General features: G+C 31.6%; 9 protein-coding genes and 1 tRNA gene. 3 read left to right on the top strand and 7 right to left on the bottom strand.

Going from position 1 to position 16,846, the window contains the following annotated elements; all coding sequences use genetic code 11:
* Positions 1-26: 26 nt before the first annotated feature.
* From Q8S45_RS12220 to Q8S45_RS12190, 7 genes are all read right to left on the bottom strand, one after another.
* On the bottom strand, positions 27-1,559 hold the full coding sequence (locus Q8S45_RS12220) for a RagB/SusD family nutrient uptake outer membrane protein (protein ID WP_305605234.1): 1,533 nt from the start codon (positions 1,557-1,559) through the stop codon (positions 27-29).
* 12 nt (positions 1,560-1,571) lie between these two features.
* Complete coding sequence (locus Q8S45_RS12215; RefSeq protein ID WP_305605231.1) at positions 1,572-4,586, bottom strand: TonB-dependent receptor; 3,015 nt, start codon at positions 4,584-4,586, stop codon at positions 1,572-1,574.
* Between the two features lie 226 nt (positions 4,587-4,812).
* On the bottom strand, positions 4,813-7,620 hold the full coding sequence (locus Q8S45_RS12210) for a LuxR C-terminal-related transcriptional regulator (protein ID WP_305605228.1): 2,808 nt from the start codon (positions 7,618-7,620) through the stop codon (positions 4,813-4,815).
* Between the two features lie 342 nt (positions 7,621-7,962).
* Entirely contained in the window at positions 7,963-9,156 is a 1,194-nt protein-coding gene (locus Q8S45_RS12205; protein ID WP_305605226.1) for an efflux RND transporter periplasmic adaptor subunit, read from the bottom strand.
* A 3-nt stretch (positions 9,157-9,159) separates the two neighbouring features.
* A complete protein-coding gene (locus Q8S45_RS12200) occupies positions 9,160-13,539 on the bottom strand; it encodes a CusA/CzcA family heavy metal efflux RND transporter (protein ID WP_305605223.1) in 4,380 nt (1,459 codons plus the stop codon).
* A 123-nt stretch (positions 13,540-13,662) separates the two neighbouring features.
* On the bottom strand, positions 13,663-13,983 hold the full coding sequence (locus Q8S45_RS12195) for a DUF6660 family protein (RefSeq protein WP_305605219.1): 321 nt from the start codon (positions 13,981-13,983) through the stop codon (positions 13,663-13,665).
* 198 nt (positions 13,984-14,181) lie between these two features.
* Positions 14,182-14,265, bottom strand: a tRNA-Leu gene (locus Q8S45_RS12190).
* 131 nt (positions 14,266-14,396) lie between these two features.
* Here Q8S45_RS12190 and Q8S45_RS12185 point away from each other — a divergent pair.
* The 3 genes from Q8S45_RS12185 (at position 14,397) to pth (ending at position 16,720) form a co-directional block, all read left to right on the top strand.
* Positions 14,397-15,338 carry a ribose-phosphate pyrophosphokinase gene (locus Q8S45_RS12185; RefSeq protein ID WP_305605216.1) on the top strand — a complete coding sequence of 314 codons (942 nt, stop codon included), beginning with the start codon at positions 14,397-14,399 and terminating at the stop codon, positions 15,336-15,338.
* 24 nt (positions 15,339-15,362) lie between these two features.
* Positions 15,363-16,001: a 50S ribosomal protein L25/general stress protein Ctc gene (locus tag Q8S45_RS12180; protein ID WP_305605213.1), complete on the top strand. Its 639-nt coding sequence runs from the start codon at positions 15,363-15,365 to the stop codon at positions 15,999-16,001.
* Positions 16,002-16,156: 155 nt separating this feature from the next.
* A complete protein-coding gene (gene pth, locus Q8S45_RS12175; protein WP_305605210.1) occupies positions 16,157-16,720 on the top strand; it encodes an aminoacyl-tRNA hydrolase in 564 nt (187 codons plus the stop codon).
* Positions 16,721-16,846: the final 126 nt, after the last annotated feature.

Below are 16,846 nucleotides of genomic sequence, written 5' to 3'. Positions count from 1 at the left end.
TAATTGTTTTAAATAATCAATTTATATTATTGACCTCTCAATATTGGCAATTTATCAACTTGCGCTTGAGGATATGGCAAAAAGGTTTTATTTTCAGAAAATGTTCTACCATCGTATGTTAGAGCCGCGATATTTCCTAATCTGATATTATCGTAATATCGAGTTCCCCACTCCATAGCCAACTCTGCAAATTTTTCATCCATTACTTGAGCATTTGTAACAGCTGAAAGTGAAGATAAGCCAGCTCTAGTTCTCACTAAATTAACGGCCTGTGCTGCGGTTAATCCAGTGCTAGAAGCACCTTGTGTTAATGCCTCGGCATGCATTAATAAAATTTCAGCATAACGTATGCATGTAAAGTTTTTATTGGTGCCATAATCGGTTCTTCCAGTAGTTAATTGGTTTGAAGGTAAGTAGTGTTTTCCGCTTGCAAACATTGCACGCGCATAATCATTAATACGATCACCATCTCTAGTTGTATTTGTAATCCAACTTGGCAAAGTAGCATATGCTGGATCGGCTTTAATCGCATTAATTCCTCTATTGGTAAACAGTACACTTGTTTCTAAACGAACTTGTTCACCTCTGCTTAACATAAATTTAATGTATTTTAAACTAGGCTCATAAAAGCCCCAACCACTACCAGAACCTGTAACACTAGGAGTCCAATTTTCTGGTCCATAAAATGCAAATAAATGACCTCTGTTATTTCCTGAACCTTGTCCGAAATCAGAAAATTGAAGCTCTAATAAATTTTCATTATTCAGTTTTCCATCCAATTTAAACAATTCGTAAAAATCTGTTGCAAGACTAAATTTGCTTGAAGAAATGATTTGAGCTGTTGCAGATGCCACAACATCATATTTTTTTAACTCAAGATTAACCAATGCTTTTATAGCTAATGCAGTATACTTTGTTGCTCCACCTCTAATATCTGTACGTTGATTTGGGCGCACATCTAATAATACTGGAATTGCTTCATCCATTTGATTAGAAATATGCTGCATAACCTCTGCTTTTGAAGAAACTGGCGCTATCAATAAATCTGAAGGGTCTGAACCTTTTGTTATAAACACATTACCCCAAACTCTTGATACTTGCAGTAATAAAAATCCTCTAAGAACTTTAGCTTCAGCAATGTATTGTTCGGCCAACACAGGGTTTCCTCCATTAGCTTTATACAATTCAATTTGCTCTATAGTAGAGTGCATTACTAAAATATCGAAATAAAGATTTTGCCACACAGAATTATACATCCAATAATCTTTATTGTAGTTGTATTTATCTGTTTCTGCATAATCTTGTTGATCTCCAAGTCCACCTGCATTTACATCGTCTCCTCTAACAGAAATAAGCGGAAAATCTTCCCAACCTCTTCCGTTAAATTCAGCATATGCACCTATTAAAGGGTTTATCATATTAGATGAAATGGTATAATCTGTATCTCCTGTAAAAGATCTGTTTTCTGCTAACTCGTCTAAATTGTCATTACAAGCCCCTGTAACTAAAAAGGCTACTGCAAGTAACATGAGTTTTATAAAATTATTAATATAGTTCATAATACTGTTTTTTTAAATTTTAATGTTTATTCCTAATGTATAAACAGCAGGTATTGGATATGTTTGAGTATCAACTCCATTTGCTATTTCTGGACTAAATCCATTATACTTGAACGATGTAAATGGCCGTTCTGCAGTTAATGAAATTCTAATATCAGGCATTATTGTTCCAAAAACTTGTTCGCCATTTTTTATGTTATAAGCCATTTGTACATTTTGAATTCTAAAAAAAGAGCCATCTTCTACAAAATAATCACTCATTTTTTGATTCCATCCTTTTCTTAATCCTGCTGAAGATGGATAGGAGTTTGAAGTTCCTTCTCCGTGCCAACGGTTTATAGCTAAATCTGCATCCAAATTTCCATCCGATGTCCAAATCATTTCTCCTCTTTTTCGATTCAAAATTTTATTTCCTGTTTGTCCTGATAAACTTGTAGAAAATTCAAAGTTTTTATAGGTTATATTCAAATTTGCACCATACATAAATGATGGTAAATAAGAGCCTAAAATTACGCGGTCTTCATCATTTATGAAACCATCATCATTTTGATCTTTATAAATAAAATCTCCAGGCGCCAACCCATTTGCTACTGCTACTGGATCTGCGAGAACTTGAGCAGCATTTTGATAAACACCAACTATTTCTCTTCCGTAAAATGCTAACAATGGTTCTCCTACATAAGATCTTTGACGAAATTCGGCCATTCCACCATCCAAATATTCTTGACCATAAAGATCTAATACCTCATTTTTAAGCGTTGAAAAATTAGCACCAACATTATAACTAAGTTCATCTGAAATTTTGTTATTCCAATTTAATGCCAATTCAAAACCTGAGTTTCTTATAGAGCCCACACTTTTATTAACCCCACCTCCAATTAGTGGGAATCCAACAGGAATAACAGCTTCTTTGGTATCTCGAATGTAATAATCTGCATCAATTGTTAATCTGTTATCAAATAATCTAGAAGTTATACCAACATTGGTTTCTTCGGTAAGTTCCCATCCAAGTGCAGAAAAAGTGCTTGTAGCTATTGTTCCTGAAACAAGAACGCCATCAATTGCAGTATCAACAATTCTTGTTGTGGTTGCACCATCGCTTGCAGGAACATTGCTGTTTCCAAGTTGACCCCAGCTTCCACGTAATTTTAAATAGTTAAAAGTATTAATGTCTTTCATAAAGTTTTCTTCAGAAAGAACCCATCCTAATCCTATAGTCGGGAAATAACCCCATTTTTCTTGATATTTTGAAGTTCCGTCTGCACGTAAAGTACCATATACCAAGTATTTTTCATCAAATTTATAAGCTATTCTACTAAAATAAGACATCCCATATTGTCTAACACCATCGTCGCGAACACTGCTTGTATTAATGGTACTTGCCTGACTTATATACCAAGATACTTCTTGTCCAATAGATGCAATATCTTCACCTCTTGCAGTTAACATATTCCACTGATCGTCTCTAAACGATGTTCCTACCATTGCAGTAATATCGTGTTTCCCATAACTGTCTGAAAAGGTTAACACATTATCCCAAATTTGATTTGAAAAAGTTTCTGTTCGTTTTGTAATGGCAGAAACTGGTCTTTGGAAACCGTCTGTAATATAATAAGGTAGTTCAACATCTCTGTTGTCTAACGATTTAAAACTGTGGTTGTATGTTGTTTTGAATGTCAACTTACTAGGAATCAATTCAAATTGCATGTAGAAATTAGCCAATACATTTCTTGTTTTTGTACGGTCGTTATTAAAATCTAATGCTGGGAAAGGATTTTGCCCTCCTCTATATCCAATACTTTGGGCACTTGCATAATTTGTTGGCCAAGCATTTGTGTTATCTTCATCAAAAATTGGTAAAATTGGAACAGCAAAATAAGCCTGATTCCAAGCTTCTGATGCTTCATTAAATTTGGTGGCATTGCTCAAAATCATATTACCACCAACAGTAAGCCAATCTGTAGCTTTAAAATCAATTTTTGATCTAACATTAAATCGCTCATATTCATTTTTCATATCCAAAATACCATCTTGAGAAAAATAATTTAAACCAATGGAATACGTAGCTTTATCGCTACCCCCTGTAATACCAATATTGTGATTTTGAATTGCCGCTTGACGAAGAATTTCTTTATACCAATCTGTATTTACATCTGGCACATTCGGATTAATTCTACTTCTACCAAAACGTTGCATGGCGTTTAATATAAAACTAACATCAGCTGGAGAACCAGATTCTAAAGCCATCGAAGTAAATTGCTCAGCATTTGCCATTTTTAGCACATTTTGAGCAACTTGAAATCCAGAATATCCATCATAAGAAATTTCTGTTTTTTGATTGTACGAACCCGATTTAGTTTCTATAAGCACCACTCCGTTTGCAGCTTTAACCCCATAAATTGCTGAAGCTGAAGCGTCTTTTAGTACTGAGATAGATGTAATATCGGATGTGTTTAAAAAATCAATATTATCAAAAAACATTCCATCTACAACATAAAGTGGAGCTGTACTACCACTTCCTGGATAAGAACCAACTCCACGAACACGTACTGTTGGGCTTTCTCCTGGTGAACCATTGCTTACAACTTGTAAACCAGTAACCTTACCTTGTAAAGCTTGCATAGCGGAGCCTGTAGGTGTTTTCGAAATTTCTTCCGATTTAATAGTTGTAATGGATGAGGTTAAATCCTTAACATTCATTTTTCCATAACCAACAACTACTACTTCGTCCAAACTTTGAGAGTCATCTTCTAAAATAATATTTATTTCATTAGTAACTCCAACAACAATTTCTTTTGTTTTCATACCAATGTAACTAAATACTAATATTTCATTGTTAGAAGCACTTATCGAGTATACTCCGTCAAAATTAGTTGTTGTTCCTTTTGCTTTGTTTTTTACTAAAACATTTACCGAAGGAAGTGGAACTCCGTCTGTAGAAGTAACTTTACCTGTGATATTTCTTTCCTGCGCAAAAATTAGAAAAGGAAATACTAATAATAAGGTGAAAATTAATTTTGCTTTCATTTAAATTAAGTTAATGTTTAATAATTATTAAAATTAGAAATTAATTAAACGGAAAATTAATTCAGCATACGTTTTAAGTACGCCACTTTTAATATTTATTTAAAAAACCCTGCTGACGTAGTTAAAAAAAGATATGTAAAGCTTTAAAACAACGATTGCGTGTTTTATAATGGCGTATTAATGACGTAGTAAAACTATTGAAAAAATGATAATGGCGAAGTCTTGTCTAATTAATTTTTTGTAAAAAACCCCTTAAACTATCTTGTTTTTCTAAACCAAGTTTTAATTTTAGTCGATACCTATGAGTTTCTATGCCTCGTGTAGAAATATTTAACAATGGTGCAATTTCTTTAGTAGAAAGATTCATTTTTAAATAAGCACAAATTTTAAGGTCTTTATGAGTTAAACTTGGAAAAGATGACGTGAGATGTTTAAAAAATTCTTCGTGAACCTGATTAAAATTGTATTCAAAAATTTCCCATTGATCTTCGTGTTCAATAGAGTTATTAATTTGCTTTATTAACTTTTTAAAAGAATATTGGTTGTTAAAATTATCTTTATTTGTTACTAATTCATCTTTTAAATTTTGCAATATTTCATTCTTTTTAACCAAGGCCATGGCTGTATTTGCTAATTGTTTGCTTTTTAACTTAACCTCGTTTTTTAAAGTTTCGGTTTTTAGGTTTATAATTTCCTTTTCACTTTCTCTTTTTTTAATTTCGAGCATTTTACTTTGCTCTTCTTCGAATTTAACCCGAAGAAAGTCTTGCACTTTTCGCATTTTTCTTTTATGCGTTAAATACATCATTAAGCCAACTAATAAAATTAAAAAAGCATAAATTACAAATCCTATTGTATTTTTATACCAAGGTGCTAACACCTCAATTTCAATAGCCAAAATTTCAGATTTGGCATCGTTATTAATAGATCTTATCAATAAATTATAACTTCCATTAGAAAGTTTAGAAAGCTCAACAACACCTTTTTTAGCTTCTATCCAATTTGTTTGACGGCTAGAATTTGAAAGTGTGTATTCAAAACTATGGTCTTTTGAAAAAGCTGAAGAAACCATTAATTTAATTGAATTATTTTTATACGGTATTTTAAAACTTAATAATGTGGTGCTATGAAGTTCGTTATTTAAATAAATTCGTTCTATAACGGGCTTTCTTAATTGATTTAAATTGGAGTGAAATTGGGGGCTAATAATCATAAAACCATCTTGCAAAGAAAGTGCAAATGAGGAATCATTTAGTTTCGATATTTTTTCAAAACCTGTAACTAATCGTTTTTTAAAATATTTATTACCTATAGAAAATCCTCCTTCGGGGTTTAAAATAGTATTAAATAATATGGCGTTTTCTGTTATTAAGGCTGCTTTTGAAACATTATCTTCAGAAATAATATAACTATTATCCGGAAAATTTTCACTTAATAAATTATGGGGTACAATACTGTCTAATAATGCCTCATATTTTTGCCAACCTTTTAAAGTTTTAAATGTAATATTATTTTTAATTTTATAAATTTTAACTGAAAAATCGGAGTACAACCCTTTATCAAGGTAATTTTTCATTTCAATAATTTTAGTGTAATTGGCATCAAATTTAACCCTATACACTCCTTTATTTACGTGAGCAATCCAGGCTGTTTGTTTATCTTCAAATACTAAAAAACGAGCTGGAATAGTCGTTTTTCCTAAATGCTGAATTTCCCATTTGTTGCTTATTTTTTTAAAACTTACCAACCCTGTATAAGTTCCTTGTATAAAACTATTTTCTTGTTCTGGTATCTTTTTTATAACCCAACCACCTGTGAAAGTTGATATTAGTTCTAACTTATTGTTTTTAACTAAATATGTTCCATTATTATGACCACAAAAAAGTTCACCATTAATTTCGTTTAAATCCCAAACCTGTCCTTGAGAGTTTTCAATAAATTGAAGGTTTCTTTCATTATCCAAAACATAAAGTCCAGTGTTACTACCTATGTAAATCCTGTTTTTAAAATTTATAATATCGTAAACTGCACCTAACCTTCCCGATACATCATTATAAAAATAATTTGGTGTTTTCAAATCTATAAAGGCAATTCCATTATCTAGTCCCAGCCAAAGTTCATTTTCTTTGGTTACTAATTGTCCTAATACCGTATTATTTAAAATTCCGCTTTGCCGATTGATATGAAAAAGTATTTCCCCTTTTTTATTTGATATATACACTCCATCTTTTATGGTTCCAAAAACAAATTTGTCTGCTCCAAACCTTGAAAATCTATTTAATTGATGTTTTTTGAGAATAGGATTTATTGCAGTTTCCCAAGGAAAAATTCGATTGTTTTCTACTATAAACGATCCTTTTAATTCAGTATTAATTAATAATTGATAGTTGTCTAATGCCAAAATAGAAACAATTTTTGAATTTCTTAATACTTCTGAATCAAAAAAAGGTTCAAAATTTGAACCATTAAATACAAAAATCCCATTACTTAATGTGGATACAAATAGCCTGTTCTCAACTATATCACACGACATTATAATGGAGGGTAAGTAATACGATTTTAATTTGTTTTTATTGTAAATATGAATACTTGAAAACGATCTAAAAACAATAGCGTCTTTAAAAACAATTGTTTGCCAAAATTCTTCATCGTTGTTTTTTTCCTTTTCAACAATTAAATCAACAAGAGATGAATAATTTAAAATTCCTTTTTCATCTCTGATAAAATATCCGAACTCTTCATATGAACCTACAAATATTTTGTCTTTATGCGCTAAAACAGATCTAATGGTTGTTTTATTTGGCATTCCCCAAAAATTCCAATTAAGGCCATCAAATTCCAACAAACCGTCATTATTTGCAACATACAGCTTTCCATCATCTGCCTTGCTAACATCCCAATTTTGATTTCCTGCTTTATAATCTGAAAGCGCATAATTCTGAAAATAATGAGAAAATTGTGCTTGTACCCCTATCGTGTATCCAATTAACCAAACGAAAAAGAAAGTAGTGGTATTTTTGAAGCCTATATTCATAAATTTAATTAGCCTATTTAAAATTATAACCTAACAAATCTAGGCAAATATAGTTACAATGTAAAATGATCAATTTAAACAAATAAAAGTTCAATTATTGCATTGCATCTTTTAAAAAATAGTGTTTTTTATTGTCAAATAAAAACAAAACAATAGATATTCCTTTGAATGTCAGAATTTATAAGTGTCTTAAGTAATTGTTTTTAAAGCACTTAAATAATTTGAATTATGTATTCAACCAATTTCAAAACAATAGAATACTAATTTAAAAAAAATAAAACTTAAGTTTCTTTCATATTCTTAAAAAAACGCCCTTATTATAAAATCATCATTTATTTGATTTTAATGGCCATGACCACCTCCTTCTTCCTCACTATTTTTGGCTTTTGCCAATAGCGTAAATGCATCACTTAAAACAAATGATATTTTACTAATATCCTGGGTTGTATCTTTTAACGTAAACGCTACAAAACCGTCCTCATCATTACCTTGTACAATCTCAATCATTTCAAAATCATTCATAGTATTTTCACCTTCTTTTCTTTTCCCATTATATTTAAAAACATAGTTGTTACCTTCAAAACGTACAATTGCATCTTCAGGAATGGCATAAACTAGATGAGTATCAACTTCAATTTTAGCATTAACAAACATACCAGGCAACAATTCTTGATTTTTATTTTTTAGATGACCGTGAATAGTAATGGATCTGTCTTCACGCACATTATTACCAATTAAAAACACCTCTGCCTCCATCCACTCTTCAGGAGCATTTGCAAATCGAAAACGAATTCGTTGTCCATTTTTAATGAGCGGAATATCATCTTCATAAACTTTAAGTTCTACATGTAAATCCTCGGCATTTGTAATATCCATTAAAACATCTCTTGCCTCAAAATATTTACCCGTATTTATATATACTTCACGAACCACGCCATCAATTGGAGAATATATATTTACGATTGTTGTTATAGTCCCATTTTTAACACTTGTAGCGCTAATACCAATTAATCTAAACTTACTTTCTAACGTTTGAATGGTAGCTTTATTAATTAAATAATTGCTTTTTGCTTGTTGATATACTTTTTTTGAACTAACATCTTCTTTATATAGAGTTTCTTGCCGCTCAAAATCAGCTTTTAAATACTCGTTTTTGGCAATTGCTTCTAAATATTCTTTCTGAAATTCTATAAATTCGGGGTTTTCAACTTTTGCAATAAGTTGTCCTTTTTTTAAACGTGTTCCTGGAAGCATACTCGTGTACTTCAAAAAACCACCATAAGGAACTGTTATTGAGACATTTCCCTGCGGTGGAACGTCAATTAGTCCATTTACTGTCAATTCACTTCCTATTTTTTTCTTTTGAAGTTTTCCTATAGTAATTTGGGTTTGTGATAGTTGAGCATCCGTTAACTCTATATTGTTTTCATTCACTATTTCGTGATTTTCTTCTTCTTTTACTGAAGAATTATCTTTACAGCTTACAAAAAAAATGATAACTGTAAGTGTTAGTAGGCTAAATATTTTTTTTTTCATCTTTTAATTATTTGCGATTAAATGTTCTATTTCTATAACTGTTTGATTGTACTGATTGATAAACTCTAAGTAATTGGTTTGAATATGTAATGCGCGATTTAACCCTTGAACATATTCATTATACCCAATTGCACCTTCTTTAAAACCTCTTTGAGCATGTTTTAATAATAACTCAGCTTGAGGTAACCCTTTTTGGCTATAGTATTCTAAATTATTTTGATGTTTTTGAAGTTCATGCAGCAATAAATTTGATTGTATTTTTGTATTATTTATACTGTTACTTAGCCTTGTTTCACTTTCTGTAATATGAATCTTAGCCGCTTTTATTTTTGCTGAATGTGAATTAAACCATAATGGAATTGTAAGTCCTAATTGAACCCCTGAAAACCTATCATTTGAATCAAAAACGATAGGAACACCATTTGTGTTTTCTCCATTACCAATAAATGATTGATTAAAATACCCTATTGTTATTTCTGGAAGCAATTCTGAAGCAACCAGAGATTTCTCAGTTTCTGCCACTCCTACTTGTTGTTTATAGAAATTAACTAATGGATTATTATCAATAACCGTTGTATCTTGAAGTGTTAAAATTATGATTGATTTTAATTGCAAGGAGCCAACTTCAATATCAACAAGGTTAGTTAAGTTTAGTAATTGTTGTAGTTGTAATTGATACTTTTTTATGGCTGAATCATTCTCTTGAATTAGAATTTGAAGATTGGCAACTTCTGTAGTTGCCGTTGCCTGTTCCAATGCATTACTTTCACCTGTTTTAAAACGTAAATTAGCAGCACTCTCAAAACGCTTGTAGGTGCTATCTTGTTTTTGTAAAAGCATTTTCTTATTCTTAAAAAACCAAAGATTGTAATACGCAGATTTAACTTGCTTTAATACCTCACTTTTTACAATTTTCTGATTCAATTCTCCAAGTGAGATTTTAGTTTTTGATACTTTGTTTTTATTAAAATAAAGGGTAGGAAAAGCAAAGGTTTGACTTATTGCAAAACGTGTATCATTGTTACTACCATTAGTTTGACCGTATTCAACTTCAAAATCGGTTTTTGGAATATCAAAGCTCGAGCCTTTAAGTGCTCTTTGTTGTTGTGTTTGCAATTCGGAAACTTTAATGTTCAGATTGTTTTTAATTGCAACATTCAGTACTTCATCAATACTTTTATATAAAATTATATTGTTAGTTGTTTGTGCATTTGTGTATGCTATAGTACCTAAAACAGCTATTATAGATGCAAGTACTTTTTTATTGATTTTTACTTTTATATTTTTTTCAAAATAATAGTAAAGAATAGGCAAAACTATTAAAGTTAAAAGAGTAGCAGAAATAAGTCCTCCAATTACAACAGTTGCCAACGGTCTCTGTACTTCAGCCCCCGAAGTTTGAGAAATTGCCATAGGTAAAAAACCTAAAGATGCTACAGCAGCTGTAATAATTACAGGACGTAATCGCGTATGGCTGCCAGTATAAATACGTTCAAACACATCTGTTACACCGTCCTTCTTCAAACGGTTAAATTCTGCGATAAGTACAATCCCATTTAATACAGCTACTCCAAATAACGCTATAAACCCAACACCTGCCGAGATGCTAAATGGCAAATCACGAATCCAAAGCGCCGCAATACCGCCAACAGCAGAAAGTGGAATAGCGGTAAAAATTAAAACCCCTTGTTTTATGGAACCAAAAGTGAAAAATAATAAGATAAAAATAAGTAAAAGTGCTAAAGGCACTGCAATTGCCAAGCGCTGTTTTGCTTCAACTAAATTCTCAAACTGACCACCATATCTAATATGATAACCCGAATCTAAGTTGATTTGAGCATCAATTTTATTGCTAACCTCTTCAACCACGCTTTCTACATCTCTATTTCGTACATTAAATGCTGTAATAATTCGCCTTTGTGTATTATCTCTCTGAATTTGGTAAGGTCCCTCTTTAATAGCAATTGTTGCCAATTGATGCAAAGGTATTTGCTCCCCATTTTTGCCATTTATATATAAATTTTGAACATCTTTAATATTCGTTCTGTTTTTATCATCTAAACGAACCACCAAATCAAATTGTTTTTCACCTTCATATACTAATCCTGCTGAGGTTCCAGCAAACGCAGTTTGTATAGCCATATTGACCGATTTTATATCGAGACCATATTTTGCCAATTGCGAACGATTAAAATCAACTACAATTTGAGGAACACCAGTTACTTCTTCAACATAAATATCGGTTGCGCCAATTACTGTACTCGCAATTTTACCTATTTGATTGGCATACTTTGAAAGCTGGTCTAAATCTTCGCCATAAATTTTAATGGCAACATCTTGTCGTACACCAGTCATTAATTCATTAAAGCGCATTTGAATAGGTTGTTGAAACCCAAATGTTACCCCAGGAATAACTTCCAATGCTTCAGCCATTTTATTCGCCAATTCTTCTCTGTTATCTGCAGAAACCCATTCCGATTTATCTTTTAAAATAATCATTAAGTCAGCTGCCTCTATAGGCATTGGGTCTGTAGGGATTTCTCCAGAGCCAATTTTTGAAACTACTTGAATTACTTCTGGAAAATTATCAAGTAATATTTTTTCTGCTTTCGTTGTTGCTTTTATAGTATTTGCAAGTGAACTACCAGTAATTACTCTTGTTTCAACGGCAAAATCTCCTTCTTCGAGGGTTGGAATAAACTCACCTCCAAGATTTTTAAATAGTAAAAAAGCCAACACAAACAATCCTAATGTTATTGTGAGTATCAACTTTCTTTTATGCATTGACCAATAAATTACTGGTTTATACAAGCTATAAAAACCATTCATTATTTTATCAGAAATATTTTTTTTGTGTTCTGATTTTTTACTGAGTGCTAAAGCAGAAATCATTGGTACATATGTTAGGGATAAAATAAAGGCACCAAGAATTGCAAAACTTACTGTTTGCGCCATAGGACCAAACATCTTACCTTCAGTACCCACTAATGCTAAAATAGGTAAGTACACAATTAAAATAATTATTTCACCAAAAGCTGCAGAATTTCTAATTTTACTTGAAGATTTAAACACTTCTTCATCCATTTCTTTTTGGGTGAGTTTTTTACTAAGTTTTAATGACCCTAAATGAAACAAGGTTGCCTCAACTATAATAACGGCACCATCTACTATTAAACCAAAATCAATAGCACCAAGGCTCATTAGGTTTGCAGAAACACCAAATAAGTGCATCATACTAAACGCAAAGAACAATGCTAACGGAATAACTGATGCAGTTATTAAGCCAGCTCGCCAATTACCCAATAATAGCAATAGGATAAAAATAACAATTAAAGCACCTTCAATAAGATTGGTAGTAACGGTACTAATAGCGTTGTCTACTAATTTTGTTCTGTCTAAAAAAGGTTCTATAACTACTCCTTCAGGAAGTGTTTTACTAATAATGTTTATTCTATCCTTCACTTTTTTAATAACTTCTGCTGAGTTTGCACCTTTTAACATCATTACAATAGCACTTACAACTTCACCTTCTCCATTTCGAGTAGTTGCGCCATATCTAATGGCATTACCTGTCTGTACTTTAGCCACATCGCTAATTAAAATTGGAATGCCATCAGCAGTATGCTTAATAAGAATATTGTTTATATCCTCCATAGAACCAACTAATCCTTCGCTTCTTATAAATAGAGCCTTATCATTCTTTTCTATATAAGCTCCACCTGTATTTTGGTTGTTATTTTCAAGTACATTGAATATTTCTGAAATAGATATATTCATTGCATTTAAGCGTTCTGGGCGGATTGCAATTTCGTATTGTTTTAAATAACCTCCAAAACTACTTACATCTGCCACCCCAGGCGTGCCTAATAATTGTCTTTTAATTACCCAATCTTGAATGGTTCTAAGTTCAGTGGCATTATATCTGTCTTCATATCCGGATTTTGTGGTAATAACATATTGGTAAATTTCACCTAAACCTGTGGTTAGTGGAGCAATTCCAGGTTTACCAATTGATTCTGGAATTTGAGATTGTGCCTGTAAAAGACGCTCATTAACCTGTTGCCGAGCCCAATAGACATCTACATCTTCTTTAAAAACAATAGTGACTACTGATAATCCAAAACGGGAAAATGACCTAATTTCTTCAAGTTCTGGAATGGTAGCCATTGTAATTTCAATGGGAAATGTTATTAAACGTTCTACTTCTTGAGCCGCAAGTGTAGGTGAGGAAGTGATAACTTGTACTTGATTATTCGTAATGTCTGGAACGGCATCTATAGGGAGTTGTTTTAAGGAATAAATTCCTGCAATAATTAAGGCAAATGTGAGTAATCCTATTACCAATTTATGGGTAATAGAATACTTAATAATTTTATTAAGCATACTTGATAATTTAATTTTGTTGAACTTCTCGAGGCAATTTTATAGGATAAAATTGCTCGAATAAATTTGTTTCTAATTTGCTATTATAAAATAGGTTTGAAACCGTTTCTTGTTATAAAGAAACTAACAAATTACTGCCCGAGGAGGTCTTAAAATAGGATATGAAATATTGCTTTCAAGTCGGTTGATATACAAGAATACTTCAGTAGAAATGGAATCTGGAATAATTTGAGGGATTAAGACACTATTAAAGGTTACATTTATTTGACAACATTGACATTGACAAAACGGTGAACAAAAATCAATATCATTATGATTTTGACCATTTTGACCATTTTGAACAATTTCAATTTGCGCATCTTCACATCCATCAAAACCATCTTCACAAGGAACAAGATTGAGGGACAAAATGTAAAATGCCAATATTACAGTTAAAAATTTCACGTTTTAAATATACAAATAAAATTGTTGCACTATTATTTCAAAAAAATATTTCCAAATTTATAAAATAATGTTGTACTGTTAGAATAGCCAACTTATTTTTTTGACCTGAAAAATAAAAGTCTCTACATATTCATTTAAAATACTATTAAAAATAAATTATAAAAACCTGATAATCATATGATTATCAGGTTTAAAAAGTACCTCGAGTGGGAATCGAACCCACACTTCCTTGCGAAAACTGGATTTTGAATCCAGCGCGTCTACCAATTCCGCCATCGAGGCCTATAATGGAACACAAATTTACAATTATTTTTTTTCTAAAAAATAAAAACTTCAAACATGTTTAATAACTCTTTAAATAATTTTAAATTTGCAATACCAACAACAAAAAACTAACCTAACATATCTTAAAAATGGAAAGTCCTTATCTTGAGCCTAAAATATTTGCATGTTCGCAAAGCAATGAATTAGCAATTAAAATTGCCAAATGCTACGGTACTCCTATTGGCAATGTAATTGTAACAAGATTTAGTGATGGAGAATTTCAGCCTGCTTTTGCTGAATCAGTTAGAGGTCGTCGTGTATTTATTGTAGGCTCTACCTTTCCAAATGCAGATAATTTAATGGAAATGTTATTAATGTTAGATGCTGCTAAAAGAGCATCTGCTCGCCATATAACTGCTGTAATTCCTTATTTTGGATGGGCAAGACAAGACAGAAAGGACCAACCTAGAGTTGCCATAGGAGCCAAATTAGTTGCAAATTTAATACAAACTGCTGGGGCAACTAGAATTATCACCATGGATTTACACGCAGATCAAATTCAAGGATTTTTTGAAAAACCTGTTGATCATTTGTATGCCTCAACCATGTTTTTACCATATATAGATAGCCTAAATTTAGAAAACATAACCATTGCTTCGCCAGATATGGGAGGTTCTAAACGAGCATATGCTTATTCAAAATTTCTTGAAAGTGAAGTTGTTATTTGTTACAAGCAACGTTTAAAAGCAAATATTATTTCTACTATGGAACTTATTGGGGAGGTGAAAGATCGCCATGTAATTTTAGTAGACGATATGATTGACACTGGAGGAACTTTAACAACTGCTGCTGATTTAATGATGGAAAAAGGTGCTTTGAGCGTTAGAGCAATTTGCACCCACCCTATCTTATCTGGAAATGCGTACGAAAGCATAGAAAAATCTAAATTGCTAGAATTAATTGTTTCTGATACAATTCCTTTAAAAAGAGAAAGTTCTAAAATAAAAGTAGTATCTTGCGCCCCTTTATTCGCTGATGTTATGCACAAGGTTCAAGACAATGCATCCATTAGTGGACAATATATAATGTAAATAATTAATACTAAATATAAATAAATGCAATCAATTACAATCAACGGATCTCATAGAGAAAGCGTGGGCAAGGTAGCTACCAAAGCCTTACGTAATGCTGGAAAGGTTCCTTGCGTATTATACGGAGGAGACAAACCATTACACTTTTCGGCAGATGAAATTTCATTCAAAAATTTAGTGTACACGGCTAACGTATATACAGCAACGATTGAATTAGAAGGAAAAACGTTTCATGCAATTTTACAAGACATTCAGTTTCACCCAGTTTCTGACAGTATTTTACACGTAGATTTTTACCAATTATTTGATGATAAAATGGTAACAATGAACATACCTGTAAGATTAGTTGGTGTTGCACCAGGTGTAATTAACGGAGGATCTTTGCGTTTTGCAATGCGTAAATTAAGTGTTAGAGCTTTACCTGCTGATTTACCAGATTTTATAAATGCCGATATCTCAAAAATGAGAATTGGTCATAAACTTTATGTTACTGCTTTAGCTAGTAATAAATTTACAATTTTACACCCAGAAAATTCTGTTGTTGTTCAAATTAGAACTGCTCGTTCTGCTGTTTTATCAGATGAGGAAGATGCAGAAGAAGGTGAAGAAGGTGAAGAAAATGCATCTGAAGGTTCTGAAGAGTCTTCTGAAGCATCAGAATAATCTTTTTTAAAATACAATTTAAAAGCGTTGCATTTTGCAGCGCTTTTTTCATTTATAAAAATTAACTTCTTTTTTAGTATTTTTACCGAATGCAATTATTTCAATTTATAACAAAAATATTTGGTTCTAAAAAGAAACAAAATTCAACAGAAAATATGAAAAAATATTTAATTGCTGGTCTTGGAAACATTGGTGAAAAATATTACAATACACGACATAATATTGGCTTTAAAATAGTAGATGAACTCGCCCAAAAAGAAGGCATTGTTTTTAAAACTGAAAAATTAGGAGATATTGCACAATTTAGATTTAAAGGACGCTTATTTATTTTATTAAAACCTTCTACTTATATGAATCTAAGTGGAAAATCTGTTAATTATTGGCTTACCAAAGAAAATATATCTATTGAAAATTTATTGGTTATATGTGATGATTTAAATCTTGGATTTGGATCTATACGATTAAAAGGAAATGGCAGTAACGGTGGTCATAATGGTTTAAAAGACATTAATGACGTACTTCAAACCAATAACTACGCGCGATTTAGATTTGGAGTAGGTTCTGAATTTTCGAAAGGGAGACAATCTGATTTTGTTCTAGGACAATGGAGTGAAGAAGAATTTAAATTACTTCCTGAACGATTAGAAAAATCAATGGAATTAATAAAGTCTTATGGAACCGGTGGCTTAAATAATACTATGAATACCTGTACTCAATAACTTAACGCAACAAATCTAAATTTATAGATTTGTTATATGATACGTAAAAAGAATAGTCGGCTTACTCACAAAGAAAGAGTGCAAATTGAGACACTTTTAAACGAAAATAAGTCAAAAGCTTACATC

The sequence above is a fragment of the Lutibacter sp. genome (assembly GCF_030692605.1).
In the GTDB taxonomy this organism is placed as follows: domain Bacteria; phylum Bacteroidota; class Bacteroidia; order Flavobacteriales; family Flavobacteriaceae; genus Lutibacter.
Note: the sequence above shows the minus strand (reverse complement) of the source record. Positions and strands in the feature narration are given on the sequence as shown.